This is a genomic window from Petrotoga sp. SL27 (assembly GCF_002924605.1).
In the GTDB taxonomy this organism is placed as follows: domain Bacteria; phylum Thermotogota; class Thermotogae; order Petrotogales; family Petrotogaceae; genus Petrotoga; species Petrotoga sibirica.
Genome location: NZ_JAIP01000023.1, coordinates 165,147 through 189,825, shown reverse-complemented (window position 1 = coordinate 189,825; position 24,679 = coordinate 165,147). Strand labels below are relative to the sequence as shown.

At 32.0% G+C, this 24,679-nt stretch carries 25 protein-coding genes; 20 read left to right on the top strand and 5 right to left on the bottom strand.

Annotated features, from left to right (window positions below):
- Positions 1-192: 192 nt before the first annotated feature.
- Genes AD60_RS08845 through AD60_RS08815 form a run of 7 tightly spaced genes read left to right on the top strand, consistent with a single transcriptional unit; the run spans position 193 to position 8,930 of the window.
- A complete protein-coding gene (locus AD60_RS08845) occupies positions 193-1,527 on the top strand; it encodes a radical SAM protein (protein WP_103877382.1) in 1,335 nt (444 codons plus the stop codon).
- Positions 1,524-3,083, top strand: a complete 1,560-nt coding sequence (locus AD60_RS08840; RefSeq protein WP_103877381.1) for an amino acid--tRNA ligase-related protein — start codon at positions 1,524-1,526, stop codon at positions 3,081-3,083. Before AD60_RS08845 ends, AD60_RS08840 begins: the two co-directional genes overlap by 4 nt.
- Positions 3,065-4,558, top strand: a complete 1,494-nt coding sequence (locus tag AD60_RS08835; protein WP_103877380.1) for a DUF885 family protein — start codon at positions 3,065-3,067, stop codon at positions 4,556-4,558. The genes AD60_RS08840 and AD60_RS08835 overlap by 19 nt, the downstream gene beginning before the upstream one ends.
- On the top strand, positions 4,537-5,766 hold the full coding sequence (locus AD60_RS08830) for an MFS transporter (RefSeq protein WP_103927579.1): 1,230 nt from the start codon (positions 4,537-4,539) through the stop codon (positions 5,764-5,766). The genes AD60_RS08835 and AD60_RS08830 overlap by 22 nt, the downstream gene beginning before the upstream one ends.
- A complete protein-coding gene (locus AD60_RS08825; RefSeq protein WP_103877378.1) occupies positions 5,747-6,712 on the top strand; it encodes an aminopeptidase in 966 nt (321 codons plus the stop codon). The genes AD60_RS08830 and AD60_RS08825 overlap by 20 nt, the downstream gene beginning before the upstream one ends.
- A gap of 8 nt (positions 6,713-6,720) precedes the next feature.
- Complete coding sequence (locus tag AD60_RS08820) at positions 6,721-8,019, top strand: hypothetical protein (RefSeq protein ID WP_103877377.1); 1,299 nt, start codon at positions 6,721-6,723, stop codon at positions 8,017-8,019.
- A gap of 20 nt (positions 8,020-8,039) precedes the next feature.
- Positions 8,040-8,930: a radical SAM/SPASM domain-containing protein gene (locus AD60_RS08815; RefSeq protein ID WP_103877376.1), complete on the top strand. Its 891-nt coding sequence runs from the start codon at positions 8,040-8,042 to the stop codon at positions 8,928-8,930.
- A gap of 211 nt (positions 8,931-9,141) precedes the next feature.
- Here the strand turns inward: AD60_RS08815 and AD60_RS10615 are convergent, their stop codons facing one another.
- Genes AD60_RS10615 through AD60_RS08795 form a run of 5 tightly spaced genes read right to left on the bottom strand, consistent with a single transcriptional unit; the run spans position 9,142 to position 14,573 of the window.
- Entirely contained in the window at positions 9,142-9,270 is a 129-nt protein-coding gene (locus AD60_RS10615) for a hypothetical protein (RefSeq protein WP_255396828.1), read from the bottom strand.
- Positions 9,267-12,239 (bottom strand): S41 family peptidase, encoded by a 2,973-nt coding sequence (locus AD60_RS10765; protein ID WP_103927578.1) that lies wholly within the window; start codon positions 12,237-12,239, stop codon positions 9,267-9,269. Before AD60_RS10765 ends, AD60_RS10615 begins: the two co-directional genes overlap by 4 nt.
- 21 nt (positions 12,240-12,260) lie before the next feature.
- On the bottom strand, positions 12,261-13,577 hold the full coding sequence (locus tag AD60_RS08805; protein WP_169960605.1) for a D-alanyl-D-alanine carboxypeptidase/D-alanyl-D-alanine-endopeptidase: 1,317 nt from the start codon (positions 13,575-13,577) through the stop codon (positions 12,261-12,263).
- A 41-nt stretch (positions 13,578-13,618) separates the two neighbouring features.
- Positions 13,619-14,224, bottom strand: coding sequence for a TetR/AcrR family transcriptional regulator (locus AD60_RS08800; protein WP_103877373.1), 606 nt, complete (start codon positions 14,222-14,224; stop codon positions 13,619-13,621).
- A gap of 49 nt (positions 14,225-14,273) precedes the next feature.
- The gene (locus AD60_RS08795; RefSeq protein WP_103877398.1) at positions 14,274-14,573 is read right to left on the bottom strand and encodes a nucleotidyltransferase family protein; all 300 of its coding nucleotides are present in this window, start codon (positions 14,571-14,573) and stop codon (positions 14,274-14,276) included.
- 494 nt (positions 14,574-15,067) lie between these two features.
- On the opposite strand from AD60_RS08795, the gene AD60_RS08785 reads away from it, so the two are divergent.
- The 13 genes from AD60_RS08785 (at position 15,068) to AD60_RS08730 (ending at position 24,666) form a co-directional block, all read left to right on the top strand.
- A complete protein-coding gene (locus AD60_RS08785; RefSeq protein WP_103877372.1) occupies positions 15,068-15,376 on the top strand; it encodes a transposase in 309 nt (102 codons plus the stop codon).
- The gene (locus tag AD60_RS10760; RefSeq protein WP_134080004.1) at positions 15,360-15,764 is read left to right on the top strand and encodes a transposase; all 405 of its coding nucleotides are present in this window, start codon (positions 15,360-15,362) and stop codon (positions 15,762-15,764) included. The genes AD60_RS08785 and AD60_RS10760 overlap by 17 nt, the downstream gene beginning before the upstream one ends.
- Positions 15,765-15,829: 65 nt before the next feature.
- On the top strand, positions 15,830-16,288 hold the full coding sequence (locus AD60_RS08780; RefSeq protein WP_304465922.1) for an integrase core domain-containing protein: 459 nt from the start codon (positions 15,830-15,832) through the stop codon (positions 16,286-16,288).
- A 221-nt stretch (positions 16,289-16,509) separates the two neighbouring features.
- A complete protein-coding gene (locus AD60_RS08775; RefSeq protein WP_103877370.1) occupies positions 16,510-17,190 on the top strand; it encodes a hypothetical protein in 681 nt (226 codons plus the stop codon).
- A gap of 260 nt (positions 17,191-17,450) precedes the next feature.
- Positions 17,451-17,684: an NAD(P)-binding protein gene (locus tag AD60_RS08770; RefSeq protein ID WP_103877369.1), complete on the top strand. Its 234-nt coding sequence runs from the start codon at positions 17,451-17,453 to the stop codon at positions 17,682-17,684.
- Between the two features lie 320 nt (positions 17,685-18,004).
- Positions 18,005-18,565 carry an NAD(P)/FAD-dependent oxidoreductase gene (locus tag AD60_RS08765; RefSeq protein ID WP_134080000.1) on the top strand — a complete coding sequence of 187 codons (561 nt, stop codon included), beginning with the start codon at positions 18,005-18,007 and terminating at the stop codon, positions 18,563-18,565.
- Positions 18,566-18,741: 176 nt separating this feature from the next.
- Positions 18,742-19,344 (top strand): phytoene/squalene synthase family protein, encoded by a 603-nt coding sequence (locus AD60_RS08760; RefSeq protein WP_103877367.1) that lies wholly within the window; start codon positions 18,742-18,744, stop codon positions 19,342-19,344.
- 81 nt (positions 19,345-19,425) lie between these two features.
- Complete coding sequence (locus AD60_RS08755) at positions 19,426-20,454, top strand: radical SAM protein (RefSeq protein WP_103877366.1); 1,029 nt, start codon at positions 19,426-19,428, stop codon at positions 20,452-20,454.
- 21 nt (positions 20,455-20,475) lie between these two features.
- The gene (locus AD60_RS08750; RefSeq protein ID WP_103877365.1) at positions 20,476-20,871 is read left to right on the top strand and encodes a cobalamin-dependent protein; all 396 of its coding nucleotides are present in this window, start codon (positions 20,476-20,478) and stop codon (positions 20,869-20,871) included.
- A gap of 50 nt (positions 20,872-20,921) precedes the next feature.
- On the top strand, positions 20,922-21,488 hold the full coding sequence (locus AD60_RS08745) for a radical SAM protein (RefSeq protein WP_103877364.1): 567 nt from the start codon (positions 20,922-20,924) through the stop codon (positions 21,486-21,488).
- Entirely contained in the window at positions 21,485-22,063 is a 579-nt protein-coding gene (locus AD60_RS08740; protein ID WP_134079999.1) for a hypothetical protein, read from the top strand. Before AD60_RS08745 ends, AD60_RS08740 begins: the two co-directional genes overlap by 4 nt.
- Positions 22,044-23,096 carry a glycosyltransferase family 4 protein gene (locus tag AD60_RS08735; protein ID WP_103877362.1) on the top strand — a complete coding sequence of 351 codons (1,053 nt, stop codon included), beginning with the start codon at positions 22,044-22,046 and terminating at the stop codon, positions 23,094-23,096. Before AD60_RS08740 ends, AD60_RS08735 begins: the two co-directional genes overlap by 20 nt.
- 319 nt (positions 23,097-23,415) lie before the next feature.
- A complete protein-coding gene (locus AD60_RS08730) occupies positions 23,416-24,666 on the top strand; it encodes an MFS transporter (protein WP_103067432.1) in 1,251 nt (416 codons plus the stop codon).
- Positions 24,667-24,679 lie beyond the last annotated feature (13 nt).

Sequence of the window (24,679 nt, the reverse complement as noted above, 5' to 3'; positions counted from 1 at the left end):
TCGCTAATCATCCTGATACTATTTTAGCATTAGGGCATCTCTTTACAAAAGAAATAATAAAAAAGAGCAAAAAACAAATTTTTAGTACCATTTTTTGAGTTTCATATCCATACATATTATACGAGGGAGGAATACTAAGTGTTCCTCCCTTCTTCGGGTTACTATTACAACATATAAAGGTGGGGCATTTGAATGATAAAATTAGGAAAAGAACTTGTTAAATCAAGATACATTCATACATTTAAAAAAGGTGATAAAACAATAATATTCAATAGCTTGAATCTTGAAATATTTGAAGGAGAACAATCTTACTACGAAATTATAAATAAATATTTGGTTCCTTCAAAGTGTGTAAACACTACTAAAGAGTTATCTGAATTATTTGATTCAAAAATTATTGTTTATAAAGAGGAAAACGAGTCAAATCAAGCATTAAGACGATTGAGGGAACTGCGGAGTGAGGCACTGAGAGAGAAGAAGGGAAGGATAGGTTTTATGCGCATTGCTCTTACTGAGCAATGCAATATGGCTTGTTCCTACTGTTTTCAACAACAATTTTATAAGCACCGTCAGCCAGTTATGAGTATGAAAAAATTTTTTGAGATTATGGACTGGTTTATTGAGGAGAATCGAGGAAACGTACCACGTGTACAGTATTTTGGTGGGGAACCACTTCTAAAATTTGATCTAATACAGAAGGGTAATGAAATGTTAGTTGATGCGAAAAATAAAAATATTATAAGCGATTATTCACAAATAATTACAACTAATGGAACTCTTATGACAAAAAAAATTGCAGATTATTTAAACAAATGGAATTTTGATGTAACATTTAGCCTTGATGGGTGGAAAGACTTGAACGATAAAACTCGCGTGTTTAAAGGTGGGCAAGGAACGTATGATAGAGTTTTACAAGGAATTCATAATTTTAGGAGTTCAGGCGGAAATGTTAGTATTTTGCTTACACCAAGGAATGACAATTTGGTTCTTATTCCAGACATTGTTAAGCATTTTGTTGAAGATTTGGGAGCAACAACTGTTGGTGTTAACTCTCCTCAACCGACAGAGGCAGGTTGGGAGGTAGAAGGACATGATCTTGCGAAAGCCATTCAGAAGGTGTGGGAATACTGCATTGAAAAAAATGTTAATTTCTATGGACCTGGGACATTCATTCCCAAAATAATCAAATTAAAGTCTGCTCAAGTTGGTCGTTGTGTGGATGGAAATAGTGGAGAAGTTGAGGCAGAGTGGCCAGTATATGTTTCTGCAACAGGGAATTTTTCTTATTGTCTTGTTCATCACCAAGACGATAGATGTGTATCGGATGACCCAAAACAGATAAAGCAAGAATCAAAATTCAGTTTGTGGCATTATAACACTTCTGATCATCCTGAATGTGATACTTGCATTGCTAGTCAAATCTGTGGTGGTCCTTGCAGCCTTGAACTGGCTTTACGCAGGGGGGAATTAAATCCAGATCGATGTAAATTTTATAAAGATATGGTCGAGTGGGTGGTGAAAAGGTGAATCATAAAAAAAGAACATTGATTAAACAGTTGGATCAACTGCCAGAAAATTCTATGGTAAAAATTTGCGGTTGGTTAGCCGTATCCAATGAAGACTTAATTGTTCGTGATTTCACGGGTGCAATCATTATAAAAGATATCGATGAAAAACTTTCTTCTGAAATAGGAAGCCGTGTCGAGGTCAAGGGGCTTTATTGTGGTAAAAAAATAATGGTAAAAGAATTGAGCATAATAAGCCGATCGGATCTAATTATATCAAACGATAAAGTTCAATCAATAAAAAAATATAGACAAACAGAACATGTGAACTTACTTTGGCAGATAAATATCGCTGAACAACTCGTTCGAGGTTTTCTATTAGAAAACAATTTTATAGAAATAAGAACACCCATATTATGGGAGCCGCCTGTTAGAGAATATGGGCAGCTGGAGTTAGAGGTTGTTCATCCTGAATTTCATAATTCAATGTATTCCCTCCTTCAATCTCCATTAGTTCCATCACTATTAATTGCAATTGGCGGTCTTGAAAGGACATTTCAATTTTCTCGCTGTTTTAGGTGGGATCCCGAGGGAGATGATAATACTAGGTCACTAGAATTTAACCAATTACACTTAACTATGGCTTTTACCAGCATGGAAGAAGGAAGAGAATTTTCTGAGAGATTGATTTCGCATCTCATAAACAATTTAAAAGGCGAAGGTTTTTTAAATAGTTTCTCTCGAATAACGTACGATGAATCAATCATGAAATTTGGTAATGATAGACCTGACTTTCGATATAATGAGATTCTAACTCCAATTATTTATTCGAAAGAAATTATTAATTCTCAAACTGATAGTCTTTTTCAAGGTGTATTAGTAAAATCATTACTGCCTGAATTTGTTCTTCGAACGATGCTTGAAACTCTAAGTAAGTACTTCGAAAATGTAGGCATTATGACCATGTCGGGTGAAAATGTGAAAAAGTATGGTAATATCCACTTGAAAAATTTTAAAGCGTGGATTTCTAAATTTAATATAAAAAGTGATGTTACACTTTTTATGCTTCAACCTAAGAGTGAAAGGTACGATCCACTAATAAAAGCTTTTTGTCGACAATTAGCGAAATACTTAAACCAATCAATAAAAGAGATAGGTATTGGATGGGTGGAGAACTTCCCATATTTATTTAAAATGGATGAGTTAAATGAAAAGGAATTAAAGTACCTGAAACATTTTAGCAGAAGTTTGTTTGGCCGTACTTATAAAGAAAATGGAAAAATATATTTAAGAAGTCATGATTTAATTTTAAATGGCGTAGAAATTGCAAGTGGTGGTGAAAAAGAACATGATGCTCTAAAGTTTAAGGAGAACTTAATTGTTGCAAGCAGGGGAGCGAATATAAATTTGGAAGATTATAATTACTACATTGAGGCTCTTCAGAATGGAGCTCCACCTCTTTATACAATTGCATTTGGTTGGGAAAGACTCATGTCTCAAATATTCAAAACCGACTCAATATATGATTTAATAATATTTCCTAAGGACGGTGCTGGAAGATGGAAAGTAATAGAGTAAAAACAGAACAAGAAGCGAGGTTTGATCAAGTTAAAACGATGGAGTTATGTCAGGAGTATTTAAAAGTCGTGCGAAAAATTCTTCCGGGAAGAATAATGAGATGGGGATTAGATAGCCAGGTTCCGTTTGTAACACTTAATAAGTCAGTAATAATATCTTCTATTAATAAATTATATGAGCTAAAAAATAAATTACTAGCTATTCAACAGGATTCAATTGATGTTCAAATGCTAATTAAATCGATAAATTATAGATTATTTGAAATAGATGTTTTGTCAGAATGGCAGACGAGACCTTATTTTTATATCGAACGACAGCTGAATTTTTTCGTGGATATATTCCAATCTGAATTATCGAAAAGCTTTAGTAAGGAATGGTTTGATGCTCGTATAAAGTCTATACCTGATCTATGTTTTACTGCGATCGAAAATTTAGATTGGCAAAAGGTGCCATCCATAGAACGAATATGGGGTTCTATAAAATTAAAACGTATTTCTCAGATGCTCGAGGAAGTCCTAGTTAATCGGGGGGAATCAGAAAAATTTATACAGTCTATTTTAAAACCCCTACAAGAGTTTAGAAACAGGTTGGAGGACAAAACAGTTCTACATCCGATTATACAACCTTGGAATTTAAATCAGCTTGAAAGTGTTATTGATAATATCTCTGGAATTAAGATAGATTCAGATTTCCTTAGAGAAAAATGCTTGAAGATAATATCAGATACCAAAGTAATTGCTTCTCAGATACGAACTAAAAAGAATGGTATTAAGTTTGAAAAAGCTTGGATTAAAAAAAAATTACAAGACATATCCATTGCCTTCGCTAGTCTATTTGATATCTCTAATATGTTACTTGGTAGTTTAAAAATTTCATTAATAAATGATCTAAACGATGAAGATATTAACGAGCCACGAGCTTCGTACGCGATAGTTAATACATTAACGAATGATCCATCCTTTTACTTTTTCTGTAGACCAAGCTCTTATACTAACCAAAGCCAACTTATCTTAGATTTAGTACATGAGGTATACCCTGGTCACCATTATGAACGCACACTTTACTATTCAAGTAACAAGAATAATTTATGTAGATTATCATATGAGAACATTTTTTTCATAGAAGGTTGGGCAAAGTATGTCCAAGACCAGTATTTATTATTGAACTTTGATCAAGAAAAGAACCTTTGGAATAAAAGGGATCATTTTGCTATGGCTCTAAAGGCTTTGGCGGTGTTATGCGTTCACAAACAGGATGCTGACTGGTCATCTTCAATTTCTTATTTGTCTAACTTAACCGACTTGCCTTCTGAAATTATTGCATCAATTCTACTTGAAGCATATTTAAATCCAATTGATACTTTGGCGCCCCTTGTGGGTACCTTAGCTATACAAAAATACAGTGAAGTAAATGGTATCGATAATAATCTTATAAAAACTGGAGGGTCTGACCTATGGGGCGTTTTGGTAAATTAATCAAACTTGACTCTACAATAATAAAATATTATTTTATTATTATGCTTTATGAGGGTATTGATAAATTATTTGGGACTGTCTATGTTGCTCATATGGGTATAAGGGGATTAACTTCATTTCAAATCGGACAGGTATTAGCGATTTCTTCAATAGCATTAAGTATATTTGACTATCCAACTGGAAACATTGCAGATAAATACGGTCGGAAAAGATCGTTAGTGTTAGGATTTTTTATATGGTCCATCGGTTTACTGGTATTTTTCCAAGCAAGTAATCTATTCACTTTTATTTTGAGTATTTTATTGTGGGCAATCGGCGTATCGTTGATTAGTGGTACTCCAGGAGCTTGGTTTGTAGATGAAATTACTAAAGAAGGTCGATCGCATTTAAAAGCGAAAGTGTTTCCTAATGCAAATGCAATTTCACTAATATTCGGTGCCATTGTGGCTTTATTGTCCTCTGTTCTTGCAATTGGTCGTCCGGATTTTCCCTTATTTATTGCTGGTATAATGGCACTTGGGGCATCCATCATTCTTATTTTCATTTTAAATGAAAATTACGGAGATAGGGCAATTTCATTTAGGAAAGCCCTTGTTCGAAACACAATTGATATTTTTAAAAGTACCACAATGAGATTAATTTTGATTTACTCTATGTCAGGAAGAATTGCTTTCCAGACCTTTGTAATGATATGGCAATTATATATGGTCAAAGAGCTTAAATTGTCTACGGCATACTTAGGTTTTACAATGGCCATTTTTCTTGTAGTTTTAGCAGTCGGAAATAGTTTAGCAGGCATACTTCTAAAGCGTTTTGAAGGTGTGAAAGTATCAATAATGGGGCAAGGTTTAATTGCAATAGGTTCTATTACAATCGCTTCTCACACTTCAATTGTTGCTTTCTACTTAGGTGCCAGTTTAATAGAATTGGGATTGGGCATAGATATGAGTGCTAGTTCAGTATGGGTTCATGATCTCATTCCAAGTGAGAGGAGAGCATCTTATATTTCAGCTATTTCTGCTGCTGGATCCTTGTTTGGTTTCACTATCCCTTTGGTAAGTGGTTATATTGCGGATCAGATAGGTTTTCGCTACAATTGGTTGTTGGCATTTATAGGAAGCATTATTACTATTACTCTATTAATCAAAATTGGTACTGCAATAAGAGCAGTGAAAGAAGGAGTGCAGAATGTCGAGGAATCAAATTAGTGAAATTAATGCTTGTTTTCATAAGGTATTATCTGAATGCAGAGTGATTGATCAATTTAAAAAAGTGATCATTATCTTTAAAGAGAATGAATACGTTTGGACAGAACTTAAAAAAGTATTGGAAAAATATGAAGTTAATACTATAATGGTTCGTATTCCTAATGAAGAAAAAGATATTAACTCGTGGATTCCCAAAAGATGTGAAAATGGATTATTTTTTATTGAGCAGTTAGGTTTCTACGAAGCTGATTTAACGATATTCGGACTACCAATAGATGCCCGCGATTATATATTTCAAAAACGCTTGCATGAGAGATTTATCGAACTTCAAACCTCTGGTCAACCTACTATTATGATTGACTGGCCACCTGAAGATATAGAATCTTCGCTCAAAGAACTAGTAAGTCACTTATATATCCGGGCTTTATGTGCTGATTACTCAAATGTTCGTACAGAAAATGAACGCTTAAAAAATTGGTTGAATAAGGGGCGTGCATATCGAATAACCACAAGTAACGGTACCGACATATTAATTAAACGAGAAGAGCGCCCTATCCATACTGAAGATTGTCTTATTAACAAAACGAATAAAAGTATTTTGCAACTGCCATGTGGAGAGGTCTTTTTTGCGCCCATTGAAAAAGCTTCAAATGGAGTACTAGTAACAAAAGTGGGTAAGAAAAAGATAGAGATTAGTATAAAGAATGGTGTTGCTAGATTTGAAGATGAAAGGTTTCTTAAAATACCTAATGAATCCTTTTTAGGCGAATTTGGCATAGGCACCAATAGATCAATGGCTAAGCTCTTTTCGTTATCTTCAGGTGAAAAGGCTTACGGAACTTGCCATTTTGGTTTTGGTAACAATACAGATATAGGTGGGCAAATTTCCACTGATTATCATTATGACATCATAATTGATGAACCTACGATAACAATTTTGGAATGATTTACGTCATGACAATAAGACATTTTCTTTACAATAAAAAAAAGATAGAAATTTTATCTCTTAACGGTAATTGGATCGACTTTCACGATTTAATTCCTTATATACCAATCGAAGATGGGGACCAGTTCTTTTTAGTCCTTTTCGGTAAAAAAGGAGAAAGGAAGATTTTTGTTGCTTACTATACTGAGAATACGATAGAGTGGCTAACAGTTTTTTTTGATGGTAGAGATGAGCTTTTTGATAAATGTCAAGCAAATATTGTAATCGAAAAAGTAGGAAATGAATTGACCCTAAATGTACAGTACCAAATAAGAGGAGTTAATATAGACTCTTATTTGATACTATTAGTTGAAGAAAAAATAAAAAAAATAAACAAAATATCAATCAATGATTTAATGATTGTTGATTATCAAAGATTTGGTCCTTTTATTATTGTGGCATTTCATGAAGAAATACGTAGGATAAATTTAAGTTATATACTTGTCTGGGAAAATGTTTCTTCATTGCTGATAACGTCACAAAAAGGATCGTTTACACTCCCCATCTGGACAATTCCTTGTCCAGCTGTTGTAAAAATTAATGATAGTTCTCTTTATTATTCTTCAAATCATAGTGTAGCTAACGAAAATGAATTGTTTTTTGAAGATATTAGAAATATTGTAATTAATATAGAGACCGAACCTAGCAATTTTCAATACAGTTATTATTACGGATCAGTTATATCTAATGTTCCACTTAAAGATAAATGGGATTATAAAGCAGAAATTACAAAAATTATTCAATATTATGAAGACCACTTTAAACCTCTTAAGTATCTTCACATTTCAACATATTCAGGAGATATTGCGAATGCAGTAAGTTTTTCACATTTAATATTATTTCGAAAGGTATTGTTAGCCAGTCCAGAAACTCTATTATTTAGTTATTTACCCCATGAAATCGCTCATCAGTGGTTTGGAAATAATATTAAGTTTATGGGTAAAGGTGCATTGTTACTTACAGAAACAATAGCAGAACATTTACAGTTATTATATGATGCTTACCGTTTTGGGCATTCCTTTTTAGAACGTCGTTTAAACTGGTACAAAAAAAATGAAATTTTAAATAATAAATTTCAAGAGTATGCGTTTCTATTGTTGAAATGGCACGATATGTTTGAAACATTAGGAACAAACAGTTACTTCAATCTTTTAAATGAGTTGCTTTGTTCTAGCACTCAAACTGTTCAAGTTGATGAATTTTTAAGCAGATTTGCATCAGCAGCAAAAATAGACATTCAATTCCTGGTGAAGTTATTTTCAGGATAATTCCAACAAGAGGTGAAGAGATGCTCCATCAATCTTTTTTAATTATGGGTGGTTGTAATTTAAGTTGCTCCTATTGCTATTATCGGGTAGGTAACCTTCACTATTCGCCGACTAGCTTAAAACCTTCAGATGTCGAACAATGGCTTAAAAAATGCATGCATTTAATGAAAATAGAATCCATTACCTTTACAGGAGGAGAGCCCTTATTAAGGAGAGATTTTTTTGAGTTTGTGAAGATACCTATAAGATACGGAATTGATACCAGAGTTTTGACCAATGGCACATTACTAACTGATAAACATGTAAATTTCTTTCGTGATAATAATGTTGAGGTTTGTGTGAGTATAGACAGTATATCTTCTAATTATCACGAACAACATCGTGGTGGATTTGAAAGAACAATGGAAGGGATTTTAAAACTACGCGATCATAAGGTCAGGCGTAGGTATTTGACCTCTACTATTAGTAAAGGTAATTTTAATCAAATTGAAGAACTAATAAATTTTGCAAGGCAGAATAATTTTGGAATCAGGTTTCATCCTATTGCAGTTGGAGAAGATAACCCACTATTTTTAGGTAATTGCTCCAATCAAGAACAATCTTTAATATTAAACAGCTTAAATTCATGGGCTAAACTAAATAATAAAAAATACTATTTAGGATTAATTTATTCAGTTATGAAGTTTGGAGCTCCACCAAGATTGAGTGATTGCACTTTCGCAAGACAATCTATAGTAATCGATTCGGATGGAAGTATATATCCATGTTATCAACATAAAGATGATAAAATGTATAGGCTCGGTAACATTACTCAGACAAGTCCTAAAGAGGTTGAAGAAAATAAAAGAAAATTTTTTAGTCAAGTTCAACCTGCTTCATGTATAAAAACCGCTTGTCTTGGAGTATTTTAGTTGCACTTAATAACAAATATTTTATTTCTAATTTAAGCGATCTTTGCATAATCTAAGATACGAAATTCATTACAATATGTTCTTTTATCTTTTTCTCTGTCCAATGAAATATTGGTCGCGTTTCAAGATAGTTTTTTTGTTTATGATATTCTAAAAATACCCCAAATTCTAATTGAAAATTCCTCTAGAGGAATTATATGTACTTACTAAACTAAAAGTTGATTCTTTCCATTGATTGTTGAATCCAATCCATTATTATCAAAAAAAGTACTTTCTGTCTCAACATCTCAAATTTGTTTCTTCCATACATTATCCTTTTAATAACTTTCAGTTTATTCACAGAACCCTCTGCCAGATTCCAATCACTCCGCCCCAAGTTCTCTTACCTATAAGTTTCCCTAGTTTCATCAATTTAAATGAATGACTAAAAATATCTCCATCTGAACCAGCAAACTCGTTCGTTATAGCAACCATTGGACCTCTAACGCTGTCATATTGATAGGCTTCGGCCTCTCTATATGGTGAGAGATCATATCCAATAAACTTTCTATTCAATTTATCCAAAATCATTGAAGATACAAAGCCACCACTATTGACTCTTACATCTATTATGAGTCCGTCGTATCTAACTTCGCTTAAGAAGTTTCTATGGAATTCTGCGTATCCAGTGTAACCCATATCTGGGATATGAATGTATCCAATTCGTGAATCAGTTTTTTCATGAACATATTTTTTGTTTTGTTCTACCCATTCCCTATATCTTAGAGGCGTTTCATCTTTTAACGTTTTGACAACATACTTTCTCTTATGTTCAATATTATCGTTGCTTGCTACTACTATTTCAACATCTTCACCACAGTGATTCACCAAAATTTCATAGGGTATTTTATCCTTTATTTCTACGCCGTTTATCGATAATAGATAATCTCCCTCTTTTACCTCAACTCCTGCTCCAAGTAATGGTGGTTTATTATTTTCGTCCCATATGTCTCCGTTGACAATATGACTAATCTTGTAAAGATTTTTATCTTCGTCCAGTACCAAATCTGCCCCTAAATATCCAATTTTGTAAACTGGTTTGGGTTTGTATTCTCCTCCCATCTCGTAGGCATGTGATGATTTTAATTCTCCCTGCATTTCCCATATTAAATCAGAAAACTCTGTTCTTGTTGCTATTCTTTCAACAAGAGGATAATACTTTTCTAATATTTTATCCCATTCAATTTTGTTTAGTTTATCCTTGTTCCAAAAATAAAATTTTTGTAGACGCCAAGCTTCACAGAGCATTTGTTTCCATTCTAACAATGGTTGCACTTCCACATTGACTCTGTGAAGGTCTATCCAACCGCACTTTCTCGTATACTTATTTTCACATTCTTTTTCTTGATCTGGAGAAGGTGGATTAGAAGTGTTAAGAATTCGTAATTCATCGTCTATCAGAATTGCGATTTTTTCTTTGTCTTCGGAAATTTGAAATTCTGAAATTCCCTCAAGATAGGTTTTTTCTTCTTTTTCAGCGAGATCGTAGTATTTCAAGGTTAATTTTTCGTGTTTCTCACTGAGCATATCTTCTTCATCTTCCAGTATACCGCTTACGGGAGCAATAGTATAAAAAACTTTATCTTTTGCAGCTTGTATCTTTACATATCTTTCTTCACTAACTGGGAATGGTATAATCCTATCAGCGATGTTATCAAAATCAATATCAACTTTTATTTCTTCTTCTTTGTCTCTTTCTTTCTCTTTTTCTTCTTTAATTAACTCCTGAAAAGGTGAAAAGATATCTTTTTTGAGTGTTAGAAGATAAGGTTTGGTTCCTTTTGCGAATGCTAAATTCATTTGAAATCTATCTTCGATTGGATTGAATATTCTATAAGATAAAAAATAAAGAAATTTTCCTTCTGGATCAAAGACAGGGTCTACATCGAACAGAATAGGTTTAGTAACTTGGTGTGTTTCTCCTTTTTCCTTATCAAATATCATAATAGCCGCTTGTTTACTGTTTATAAATTTTGAATAAGCAACCCATTTACCATCCGGAGAGAAAGAATATCCATTAATGGGACCAATTGTACTTTTATCCACGTCAATCTTCTCATGGTTTCTCAAATCAATCAAGATAAGTTCGTTCCTTTGATTAGTTAACAAAATCTCTTCTTCTTTAGGAGAGGCAACTATATTCATAACCCTTCCTAAATCATATTCTTCGACTTTATCGACTAAATTGCCAGTTTTTAAATCGTATATCTCAATACGTTCATAATTATTTTCATCGCTGATCGTTACAGCCTTTTCTTCATCTTTCAGATTTAGGTATGTGGTAAGTCTATATCTGGCGCCGTTTTCTTTTCCTAGTTGTTTAACAGGACCATACCAGTTATTGAAATAAAAGCTTTTGCCTCTATGAGTAGTTATTAAATTCTCAGCATCTTTAGAAATAGAGAAACCTTCAAAATACTGTGTCGGGTCAACAAATTTTCTGTTTCTTTGTGGTAAGGTACTGTAGTATTTTATATTTACCTTTTTTGATACGTTATTTAATAAATTCAAAATGTAAATATCGGAACCGGCATGATATACAATATTTTTTCCATCAGATTTTGGATTTCTGACATAAAAATCGTTATGATAAGTATGCTTTTTTAGATCTTTTCCTTCTACGGTACAAGAGTATATGTTAGCGACATCTTCATGGTCTGAGACGAAGTAAATTCGATCTTGGATCCATATTGGATTGGCAAAGTTGGATTTTAAGTCGATCAATTTTCTGAAGTTGTAGTTTCCTTCAACGTCTATCAGTAATTCCCCAGCTGTTCCACCTCTGTACTTTTTCCATCGAGCTGGCTCTCCTGTTTTTCTTCCCAAGACAACACCTTTTTCTTTACCAAATGAGATTTCAGTGGCTATACCAAAATCCAATTGTTTCAATTTCCTCTTATCTTCAACGTCGACTTCCCATAGGGATGTAATCCTTTTAAACGGTTGGGTATAATTTGATGAAAAGATTATCTTTCCGTCATGCCAGCAAAGTACTTTGCTGTTTGCACCTAAGTATGTTACTCTAATTGGGACACCTCCTGTGGATGGAATTATATAGACATCTGGTACACCTTCGTCTCTTCCTGTGAAAGCTATCCATTTTCCGTCTTCAGAAAAAGTTAGATCTGAGATTTCTCCAACATTAGTGGTTAACCTTCTGGCTATTCCCCCTGAAGAAGGGACTACCCAGATGTCATCTTCTGCAACAAAGGCTATTTGATCGTTGTAAATGGTCGGAAATCTGTAGTACCCATTGAACTCTTCACCCATAAATTTTCCCCCCTTTTGTTATTATAAGTGTTCATAGAGATAGTTGATTATGGAATTTTCAAACTCTTTCACTTTCAAAACATCAAAGGGAAAGTTATTTTCCATTAAGCTGAAAAGGTAATAATTTCCACTTTTTGATTTGAAAATCCCACTGATGGCAGAATCGTAATATAAAGTTCCAGTTTTCGCATAAATTTCAAAGTTAAAACGATTTTCAAGTGTGCTTTTTTCGTATGGTGATGCTAAGTAATCAAACAAATTAGATTGATACTTTGAATATAAATAAAATAATGTATCTGATATCATCTTTGGAGATAACATGTTGTACATCGATAATCCACAACCATCTTTAATTACATAGTCGGTTGTTTCGTACCCTAAGGTTTCTTTGATCACTTTTTGAAAGTGACTTTCGGAATCTTCTATTTTCCCTTTACCGTAAATGGCGCCAAGATTTCTAAAAATCTGTTCGGCTATCTGGTTATCGCTTGTTTCCAACATTTTTTGTATTATATTGATTAGAGGTGGAGAATAATTAGAATATATAAGATTAGCGCTAGAAGGCACTTCTTCATACCTTATTTCTCCCCGAAATTCAACACCTATTTCTTCTAAGAATAATGTCGTGAGAAAGTTTATGTAATCTTTTATTTCATAATTTGTTTTATATTTAAAAGATTCATGGCTTGTTTGCCAAATATTAATTGCAGCTATTTGTGGTTGAGGGTCATCCCACATCCAGCCTCTCCCGAAACCTTCTTCATTTATGAAAGAATAATCGAAAATAATATCACCATATATCCTTTTTATTCCTCTATCTACCGTCGCCCTTTTTAGCAATTCTTTATATTGTAAAGAAGTTAAAACGGGGTCTCCATATCCTTTTATATACAGATTTCCTCTGAAATGGGGTGATATTTCCCCTGTATGGTATATTTTAGTTTCAAATTTGTAATTATTCCCTAGACTTTCCAAGGCAACGAGGGCGGTAATTAATTTTGTGTTTGAGGCAGGGATGAATAATTTATCTGAATTGTAGTCGAAAAGAACTTCAATGGTGCCAAGATCTCTCAATTCAAACCCAACGAATCCTTGAAAAGTTTCCAATTTTGAAATTAATTCATTTTGGATTTGGGGAGTTATTGTGTTTGAAGGTGGAATTGTGGGAACAGGTTTGGGTACAGGTTCAACAATTTTAGACGGTTCTATTATTTGTATTTTTGAGGAATCTTCATTATCTCTTGCAATTGGAACCCTACTCGAAATAGGAGCAGCTATGACAACTGTACTGACATTAAAAAAAACTAAAATAAAGATTGTGAGACTCAAGACGGTCAAAAAATTACTAGATCTTAAGTGATTTTTGGATTTAATATTATTCACTCCTTTTCAGAATTTATTTTGTAAGCTAAGGCGGTTTCGATTAACTTTGTATAATTACCTATAACTTCTTTGAAATCATGGTCTTTGAGCATCATACCCATACCTTTGGTAACAGAAGTAAGAAATTCTAAGATGTATTTAGCTTCGATATCCTTTCTTATTTGTCCAGCATTTTGAAACTCAGCAATCTTTTCTATGATTACCTTACCAAAACGTTGATAGTAGTAATCGTTTATGATGGAAGTAATGTGAGGATGTTCAAATAAATCATCTATAGGATACTCTTTCATTAGAGATTGAACATCGAAGTTTAAGTTTGATAGATACTCAAGCACTTCGTGGAAAGTGTGAAAATTATCTACGTATTTTTTAAAAGGGGTGAAGAAATCGTCCAATAAACTCTTAATAATAAAAATTATGAATTCATCCTTTTTTCCAAACTTTTTATAAACAGTCGATTTGCTGAGTTTGGCATCGTAGATAACCTTTTCATAATTGAAGTTAGTGATGCCGTGATTGAGTAGTTCCCTCTTTGCCAAATCGATTAAAACTTCAATTTTATATTTTGTATTTTTTTTTGTAGTTTTTTGCCTTTTAGCCATACATCTTCTCCAACTTATAAAATTTTAAAAAAAAGAGTGTAGTCTCTTTTCATATTAATATAGCTTCTTTTAATATTTTATCTTTTAACTCTTCTCTTATAGCTCTATCTGAAACAACATCAACTTTAACATTCAGATTTTTCCGTAAGAAAATTGATAATCCTGCTAAATCGAACAAAGTTGCTCCTTCTTCGAATCTAACTATTATATCCAAGTCACTATCACTTTTCTCTTCTCTTCGGGCGTAAGACCCAAAGATTCCTATAATTTCAGCTTTGTAATTTTCCTCAATTTGTTTCTTTAAGCTTCTTAGAGTTTGAATTATTTCTTCCAAACCTAAACTTTCCATTTGTATTTCACCTTCTTCACTTTTTTGTTCTTTCAATATCAACTTTAAGAATCATTTTATATTATATCATTCTTTGAGGATAAGAAAAAATGCACTTATTAAATGAAAAGTGCGTCAAAAATAAGTGTCCGTAAAAGGAAAAGTTACTACTATCACCAAAATCCTACATAATGAGTTTGGTCGAAAAAAATTGTACAGAAGGGAAAAAGTTGATAAAGATGGTATAATACAATTATATAATATTTTTGTTTTTTTACAAATTAGTTGACAATGCAGAAGAATGAGAGCTAACGAAGATCTAAAAAAGTTAAGCAAAGTAGACTTACTGAAAATTGATGAACTAGGATACGTGCAGTTATCCGACTTAGCTACAAAACTCATGTTCCTATAATGTTTCTGAACCATTGGTGTAAAATCAGAGAATTTTAAAACTAATATTTCATGGTAATATCCCTGGACTAACGGTAAAATAGATTCAGTAGGAGGGAATTACCATGCCAAAAAGAAGATTTACACCGGAAGAGAAAATGAATATTGTTCTAGAAGGTCTTCGCGGTGATATTAAGAAAGCCGAAATATGCCGTCAGTATAATATATATCCTTCTGACCTTCAAAGATGGACTGACCAATTTATGAACGGCGGTCTGGAAGGCCTGAAGGCTAACGGTAATAAGCCTAAGGAAGATCCAAGAATTAAAGAACTTGAGGACCAGGTTAAAAAGCTTGAAAAGACCATTGTGGACTTATCCATAGAAAACCAAATTCTCAAAAAAAAGTGGACTAGGCCTGTCCGGCTCTCTTAAAGGCAAACATTTTTCACCGCAGATTAAACAAGCCCTTATAAAGCTTATTCAGGAGACAAAATGGCCCGTATATAAAACATGTAAAGTATTAAAGCTTAATCCTAATAGATACTACAGATGGTTAAGAGAAAAGGAAGTAAAGAAACCTTTAAGAGCTCATTCATTACTTACTGAAGAGAAAGAGGCTATAGTTGAATTTGCCCTTGAACACCCAACTATCAGCCATAGAAAACTGGCATATATGATGATAAGGGAGAATGTAGCATACGTATCACCTTCTTCTGTATATAGGGTTCTTAAAGAAAATAACCTGATAAGAACTCACAGGATAAAGAAACGTGAAATAACCAAGAGAGAGTTAAAGGTAACTGGACCAAATCAGGTATGACACAGCGATATTACCTACATACCCGTTGGTAAAGGCTTTTGTTATTTGATTTCTGTACTCGATAAATACTCGAGAAATACTCGAGAAAGATAATACATCATGAACTTACATATACTATGACATCTAAAGACTGGGAAAGGGTAATAGATTATGCTTTATTAAAAGCAAATCTATTGGACAAATCCAAGAAATCTATTTTAATAACAGATAACGGTACACAACCAACCTCTAAAAGTTTTAAGAAATACCTTAAAAAGCTGGGTATAAAGCATGTAAGAACAGCTGTAAGACATCCTGAGACTAACGGAAGAATAGAGGTATTTCATAAAACACTAAAATATGAACATGTATACTTAAAAGACCATTATCCCAATATACTCGTAGCCAGGAAGGAAATAGATGCCTTTATTAACTACTATAATTACCGGAGACTTCATCAGGGGATAGGTTTTGTAACACCTGAGGAAATGTATACTGGTAAGGCTGAAGCCATCTCCAAATATTCTCTAAAAGAACGAAAATAGTCGACAGCAGCGATTATCAACAGGTTAATCCAAAACAATAAGTTTATACTATTCGTGAGAATTAATAGTAATTATAGTTATTTAGTAGCAAATTTTTGGTATCAAAAAAATTATATAAAGAGGAGATAATTCTTTGGTATTGTAGGCATTAAACTTTGGTTACATTGCATGTTTTAGAGTTTCTGAAGACAGTATTATTTATATGTATGGAGGTGAAGGAAGTGAAAAAATTAGTTATTTCGTTGTTAGTGATTTTTACTGTTGGTTTATCTGTCTTTTCTGTTTCTTTTTTAACCCCTGAAGCTGGGGTTATTGAGGAAGGATTTATTTATATAGATACATTTAATCCCGCATGGGGGTTGAGATGGAGCCTGTTTGGATTTATGGAAACGGGAGTTTCGCAAGTTAACAACGGGGCATATATAAAAGGGGGGTTTAATGAGTTAAATGGTGTGCCAGTGAAATTCAGTCTCGGGTATTCAAATACATTCAACAACCAATCATCAGTCTTTTCAGCATTAGGGTACGATGCCGACTTTATCTATTTTGATTTTGGAGCTATTTATTATGAGGAAACAGCATGGGGCGTGAACTCAAATGATCATATGATCTCTAGAAACTTTGGAGCTTTTGCAAAAACAAGTGTTAATATCATAAAAGAAGATTCATCAGACAGTTATTTAAATATAGAAGGCGCTATCGGTTTTAATGATGATTTTTCTATTGAAAATTACATGGTTTCTTTTTATGGAGTACAGGATTTTAAGAATAAAATATGGATTTTTGATGGGTTAAATTTATACGCTGGTTTATCTTTTCAAAATGAGATCAGCAGTCCAATAGCTTTAATTGAAGATATTAATATTGTTTTAGGACTTGCAACGAGAATAAAAGTTTTTTGATAACTAAACGGAACAATATACTAAATTTTTTGTTGGATTTCAATAAAACATAAAAACTTATTACTTTTTAACAATTAATTTAAAAAAACGATTTTTATAATTATACTCAATAGAGCTAAATAACTCCCTGATCCTTATTTAAAATACCTTTGATTGATTTTTTTAGAATTTCTTGAAGGTACTCAAAAAAATGTTGAGGAGGGAAATTTTATGTCAAAGAAAGTTATCATTGTAGGAGCTGGCACAGCAGGGCAAGTGCTATAAGGCTTCAAAATAATGGATATGATGTAGAAATATATGAAGAAAATCCCAAAGTTGGCTGTAGAATGTACCAGATTGAAGAAAATGGCTTTAAATTTGATATGGGGCCAACTATTGTAATGATGCCAGACGTATATAAAGAAGTTTTCAAGCGGGTTGGAAAAAATCCAGATGATTATATTCCTATGAAGAAATTAAATCCCATTTATTCTAGACAGTATACAAGAGACTAATCAATTGATGTTTCGACTGATCTATCTGATTTATCAAATTTTCTTGAAGGAATAAGTTACAAAGATACTTTGGGTTATTATAAATACTTAACTCAAACCTATAAAAGATATCTAGTAGCAAAAGAACATTTCATAGAAAAATCTTTTAGGGATGTTAAAGATTTTTATAATCTAAAAACTTTGTTAAATTCATTTAGATTAAAAACGTTCAACAACGCATATAATTAAATTTCTAAATTTGTTGAAGATGATAGATTAATGAAAATGTTGAGTTTCCAAACACTTTACATCGGTATTTCTCCACATGATGGGCCTTATATATATACTATAATTCCTATGATAGAAACAGTTTACGGAGTGTGGTATATATTCAAGGTGGGATGTACACTATGGCTACATCAATGGCAAGACTTTTTAAAGAATTAGGTGGGAAAATACATTTGAATTCTGAAGTCCAAGAACTTTTTGTAAATAGCAAAAAAGTTGAAGGAATCAAAGTAAATGGAGAGACTATAAAGGCTGATTATGTTTTGGTTGATGCAGATTTTCCATATGCTATGAAAAATCTTATAAAAAGAGAAAAGGATAAAGGCAAATACACCGATAAAAAAATTGATGAAATGGTTTATTCAAGTTCAGCATTTCTGATGTATCTTGGGTTGAATAAAAAAGTTAGTGATGACACCAGGTTGCACAATATTGTGTTTGCAGATGATTTTGAAAAGAACTTATCAGATATCTTTCAAGGGACAGATCCCAAGGATCCTTCAATTTATATTTATATTCCTACAAAAGAAGACCCGTCATTAGCTCCAGAAGGTAAAGAGGTACTCTATATACTTACTCCAATTCCAGAACTAAAAACAAGAAAAAGAAAGTGAACAAAAGAAGAAATAATTGAATACAAAAAAATTGTTTACAATAAAATAAAGATGAAAAAGGGGTTAGAAAATGATGATAAAAAATATAAAATGAAACAAATTAGTATAAAAGAAGATTATAAATATTGTGAGAGCATAGTAAAAAAAATTCAGAAACCTTTTATAAAGCCTTTTCTCTGTTAAACGAAGAAAATGCCAATGCAATATATGCCGTTTATGCATACTGTAGGGTAGCTGACGATGCGGTTGATGTCTATGATTCTCCTGAAAAATTGAAAGAATTAGAAAATAAATTAATTGATTTTGACAATGGTAAAACTCCCAATGAACCTTTATGGAGGGCTCTAAAAAATGTCTTTGAAAAATATAATATGGATATTACCCCGTTTTATGAAATGATTGTTGGGCAGAAAATGGATATTAATTTTACTCAACCAGAAACTCAGGATGAACTTTTAGAATATTGTTATTATGTTGCTGGAACTGTCGGAAAAATGTTGCTTCCTATATTGGCTTCTAAAAATATTGATTTTATAGATACTAATAAAATAAGGCTCGGGGAAGCGATGCGGATAACAAATATTTTGAGGGATATAGGAGAAGACTTTGATAATGGGAGAATATATATTCCTGTTGAAGTAATGAAGAAGTTTAACTACTCGCCAAAAGATTTAAAATACAAAAGCATAAATGAAAATTTTATAAAAATGTGGGAATTTGAAGCTAAAGAAGCCCAGAAAATGTATGATGATTTTTGCACTCTTATTGACAATATTTGATGATGACTCAAAGAAACCAGTACTAGTTTCTGCGAAATTATATAATGCTAACTTAGATGCTGTGAGAGAAAATGAATATAATTGTCTCACATTGTTTCTTTTATAGTTGCTTTCATAGTAGCTAATTTTGCCGGAAACACATCTATAGTGACTCTATCTATCTCGCTTGCTTTTATCGCTACGATAGTAGAAAAATTTTCGCCTTGGGGATTAGATAATTGCTCTTATTGTGTAAATTGTAAAAGCAATTATTGGTTAGCACGCTCTGTAGAAAACGTTTTGGCTGAATGTAAGTTAGAGTTTGGAAAATTAAAATATAGATGTGTGAGTTTTATTGATGATAATTTTTTTGTAAATCCATTAAGAGCTAAAAGAATAATTGAAGAACTAAGGAAACTATATCCGAACATAGAAATTAGTTTTCAAACGAGAAGTGATCAAATAGTTAATAATAAAACAACTATAATAGAGCTGGCAAATAGTGGGAAGCTTCATATTAGTTTAGGTATAGAATCAAATAGCAACGAGGTCTTGAATCGTTATAATAAACAAACTGATAACAAAATAAACCAAAAAGCTATTGATATTCTAAGAAGTTGTAATATTGACATAAGCGTTTTTATAATCATGTTTGAGGCATTGGAATCTCTTAGAGATATTCGAATTTCGTTTGATTTTTTGAAAAATAACAATCTTTGCAATTATGATACAAGAGAAAATTTATATCAAACATTAATACCTTTTTATGGTACTACTTATTATAATAAATATCATCAATTTTATGAAGGTAGCATACATGGTAAAAGTGTGCCTAAATTCGTAAATAGTGACGTATCGAGTTTATATCATGCTATGTGTCAGTTTCAAAATGAATATGATGTATCTCTTAGTTCACTCGTACTTTCAATAAGCGAAAAAGAACCTGATTCTGGAGAAAATAGATTAGATCTATTTTTCTTTATGCATATAGAGTATGCGGTATTTGAATACTTTTTAACAATGAGCGAAAAATTTGGGGTGTGTTCATATGATGAATTTAAAAAAAGTAAGTTATGTAAATTATTAGATAATAAGATCAAAAAATATTACCGACATATTAATTATAATTGATTTTAAGGAAGGGAACATAAATTGAGAAAAATTAAAATGGTTTTTGTTAGACCACCATTTGAAGGAATGGAAACTTATAAGCCTCCACACTTAGGGATAGCGATGTTATTTTCTTATATTAATAAAGTTTTTGGCAATTCAGTAAAGTGCTTTTTGCTTGATGCGTTGCCTGACGAATTATCTACTGATGAAATTTCAAAAAGAATTTGTGAAATAAGACCAGATGCATTAGCTATAACAGTAAAAACAATGCAAGTAGTTCAATCTTTAGATATTATTCAAAAAATCAAAAAGAATATTTCTCCAATAATTATTTGTGGTGGGAATCATGTAAGTGTCGATCCTGAACTGTTTATAAAATGTGGCGCCGATTTTTCCGTCATCGGTGAAGGCGAGGAAGCATTAGAAAAATACTGAAAAAAGTCTTTTTTGAATGCAAAAATCTGGAGTACCCTCCTAATATCGTTATGAACTCCAAATATGATCAAGCTGAAAGAGAAAATATAAAAAAATGTATATATCTTTCAGATGATGTTGACAAATATGGAATTCCTAATTGGGAAATTTTTGATTTAACACGATACAATGAGAATATCCACATTAATAAAGCTTCACATGCTTTACCAATCATGGCTTCCAGAGGTTGCCTGTATAAATGTGATTTTTGTTCCACCCATCTAACTTGGGGTACGACGGTTAGGTATAGATCACCACATTTAGTGTTTAACGAAATTAAGAAAGAAATTGAAAAATATAACATTTCTGATTATCACTTTTATGATGATAACTTATTATTTAGCGATACATGGATGGATGAATTCCTTTGGCTAATTGAGAAAGAAAGGCTAAAGTTCAATTGGATATGTTTATCAAGGCCTGAAATCATTTGCAAAAATAGGCATCTTTTAGAAAGAATGAAAAAATGTGGTTGTAAAGGATTTGAATTAGGCTTTGAAACTCAAAATGAGGATTTATATAATAATATGAATAAAAAAATAAAAAAACAGCTTTTATTGAAGCTTATAATTTGTTGAGTGAAAAAGAATTTGAAATGATTGAGTTTCTAATTATGTGTTTTTATGATGGAGAAACAATGAAAACTCTTTTTGAGACTTACGAATCCTTAAAAAAATATAAAAAGAAAAAATCTTTGTTTATTTATTCTCGTTACTTTGCAACACCTTTCTTAGGTACAAAATTCAATGAGAACTTATGTGAGAAAGGAGTGATTTTAAGTAATAATCTCGAATACAAACATGCTATTTTTTTGAATTTTATTCCTTATAGCTTTTTGAATAGTTCCTTAGAAAATTTTAGGGTGAATGGTAAGACGCTATCAATACAACTTTTATTTTCTCAAATTGATTATGTGATTCATAAAAATGAAGTTGCCACTTTATTGGACAAGATAAATACAGAAAAATTTGCTAAGATTTTTAACGAGGTGGCGGAAAATAGAGGCATTATACAAGATCTTTGCGATAGAATTTTATGTATCAATAATTATACTTGTTGTTTAGAAAGCATTTATGAATATGTAGGAAGAATGATTGAATTTGCTGTTGCTAAAGGAGCTATTAAATACAAAAATGAAAATCCTATTTTGTAATTCAAACAGTTTCCCTCCTTATCAATTATCGGGCGCAGAAGAAACAATGAATGATTTTTTGGAGTTTTTGGCGATGTTGGGCTACAATGTGTTAACTATTAATTGTAATGAAAGGTATTATTTGTATACTAAGCAATATGAAAAAATTATAAAAGGAAAATACGAAGAAGTGAATAATGTCTTTGGAAGATGCTTTTCCCCTAATAGAGAAAATTTTTATTATTATGCTTTGCCACTTATTAATAAATATAAACCAGATATTATATTTTCTCAATTAAACGGATTATATGAATTAAGTAGATATGCGGTAGAAAAAGGATGTAAAATTATTTATTTTTTTCACAGTCACATTTCTTCAGAAAATATGATAATTTCAAATAATGAGTTCGATGTACTTCGGTCAAATACTGTTTCAAGAATTATATGCATTTCAAATGACATTCGTAACCGTTTACCTAGTGAGCTTCAATCAAAAACAACAGTTGTTTATCCTTTATTTCCTCAACAAAAATATAAATCTTTATCTGTAAAATATAAAAAAAAGCGAATACTTTTTTTTAATCCTATCAAAGTTAAGGGCATAGAAATAATATTATCTCTTGCCAAGATTTTCAAAAATGAAGAGTTTGTTATTTATGAAACTTGGGGACCTGCACCTTTGAAATATCAACAAGAAATTGATAGCATTCCTAATATTACATTAAAACAAAGACAACAAGATATAAAAAAGATATATGAAACTGGCAAAATTTATCTCCTCCCTTCTTTGTGTAAGGAAGGTTTTGGAAGAGGAATAGTAGAAGCTAATATAAATTCAATACCGATTTTAGCTAGTCATATTGGAGGTATACCAGAAGCAGCTGGCAATGAACAAATGACTGTAGAAAATCCCGAAGATATTCAAGAATGGTTAGAAAAAGTAAAATTGCTATTATATGATCCAAGTAAATACTCATATTATAAAGAAAAGGCTTTACAAAATTCCAAACGATTTGAAACTACCAATTTGGTTGAAGTACTTGAGCAGAGTTAATTGCAAAGAGTACAATATGTAAGGTTTTCTTGTACCGAAAAGAGTTGCTACAGAAAAAATAAGGAAACAACATCTGAAATAAGTTCATAGGGAAAAACGTTGTATAATATATCTAAGTTTGAATAAAAACCGAAAAAGGGGTGGTTCTATGCTGAATATGAATATATTATGTGTACTAATAGCAAATATTCGAAAGTCGGCTATCCCTTCGGTTTTTAAAAATAGACCTTTCTAAAAAGATGAGTCTCTTTTTAAGATCCGATGGGATATAAAAAGTTACTCAATTGCTTATACACGTACTTTTTAGGAGGTCTAAAAGTTGAAAGAATTATTTCACAACAGAAATTATATGTTCTATTGGTTTAGCAGTGCTTTTACTATGGCAGCAAGCAACATTGTTCAATTTATGCTTTCATTGTATGTTTTGGATACAACAGGTTCTGCTACTCTTTTTGCAACTATGCTATCCATAACTATCTTTCCAAGATTGTTATTTTCCCCCATTGCAGGAGTTTTTGGGGATCGTTTCGACAGAAGAAACTGGATGTTTTTTTTAGGGCTTTGTTCAGGAGTCACAATAGCTTTATTTGGAATACTTCATGAATCAGGAATTATTTTAACTATTTGGATAATCTATGTATTAGTCATATTATTGGAAACATTTGAAACATTTTATAGCAGCTCATCCGTTGGAATAATACCCCTTATAGTAAAAAAAGAAGAAATAGGTGTGGCAACCTCTTTTGCAGATATTGATGAAGGGATAGTGGGGATTATTGGTCCTCTTTTAGCAGCAACGTTCTATGCCACCATTGGAGTAGGTGTAGGACTAATAATGGCAGGCGTTATATCATTCCTCGGATCTGTGCTTCTTCTTTTTATGCATACTCAGGATATTAAAGATGGTGAAGAAAACGTTAAAAATACAATTTGGAAAGATTTTTTAGATGGGGTTAACCTTGTAAAAAAAGAACCATTCTTAAGAAAATTAGTAATCCTCGCTCCACTGACAAACTTTTTCCTCACCTCCGCTTTCAACATAAGCTTAGTGTTTTTTTTAAGAAATAAATTGAATGTCTCTGATATAGTATTTGGTGGTTACGAGGCTATTTTATCGGTGATGGTTTTAATAGCTCCATTTATAGCCATGAAATTACTAAAAAAAGAAGACGCCGCTAATTTATTACCTCCCTTAATCTTCGGAATTACTATTGGTTTTACAGTCTTAGCCACCATTGTCATTTTCAATTACTTTCAAATTCTCGGTCAACTTTCAACAATAATTATCTTATGCATAGCTAGCGGTATAATTGTTGCCATAATAGAAATTATGAATATCGCATCATCAGTTATGTTTAAAACATTAGTCTCAATTAAATTTTTAGGAAGGGTTATCTCCATAGTCAATCTTCTTGCTACTATCTCTATTCCTCTTGGACAGATGATATATGGAATTATGAATGATTTTTATCCTATTTACTGGACATTAATATTATCAGCAGGAGGATTTTTCTTAATGTACTTTTTATCAGCCTCTATTTTAAAAGACATAGCAAAACCAAAAGAATGAATTTGTAATAAGG

Bases quoted from the DNA above. Each gene is read 5' to 3' on its own strand.
- AD60_RS08815 (WP_103877376.1), top strand. From the start codon at position 8,040: ATGCTCCATCAATCTTTTTTAATTATGGGTGGTTGTAATTTAAGTTGC.
- AD60_RS10765 (WP_103927578.1), bottom strand. From the start codon at position 12,239: ATGGGTGAAGAGTTCAATGGGTACTACAGATTTCCGACCATTTACAAC.
- AD60_RS08845 (WP_103877382.1), top strand. From the start codon at position 193: ATGATAAAATTAGGAAAAGAACTTGTTAAATCAAGATACATTCATACA.
- AD60_RS08800 (WP_103877373.1), bottom strand. From the start codon at position 14,224: ATGGCTAAAAGGCAAAAAACTACAAAAAAAAATACAAAATATAAAATT.
- AD60_RS08795 (WP_103877398.1), bottom strand. From the start codon at position 14,573: ATGGAAAGTTTAGGTTTGGAAGAAATAATTCAAACTCTAAGAAGCTTA.
- AD60_RS08820 (WP_103877377.1), top strand. From the start codon at position 6,721: ATGACAATAAGACATTTTCTTTACAATAAAAAAAAGATAGAAATTTTA.
- AD60_RS08825 (WP_103877378.1), top strand. From the start codon at position 5,747: ATGTCGAGGAATCAAATTAGTGAAATTAATGCTTGTTTTCATAAGGTA.
- AD60_RS08785 (WP_103877372.1), top strand. From the start codon at position 15,068: ATGCCAAAAAGAAGATTTACACCGGAAGAGAAAATGAATATTGTTCTA.
- AD60_RS08830 (WP_103927579.1), top strand. From the start codon at position 4,537: ATGGGGCGTTTTGGTAAATTAATCAAACTTGACTCTACAATAATAAAA.
- AD60_RS08835 (WP_103877380.1), top strand. From the start codon at position 3,065: ATGGAAAGTAATAGAGTAAAAACAGAACAAGAAGCGAGGTTTGATCAA.
- AD60_RS08745 (WP_103877364.1), top strand. From the start codon at position 20,922: ATGAACTCCAAATATGATCAAGCTGAAAGAGAAAATATAAAAAAATGT.
- AD60_RS08735 (WP_103877362.1), top strand. From the start codon at position 22,044: ATGAAAATCCTATTTTGTAATTCAAACAGTTTCCCTCCTTATCAATTA.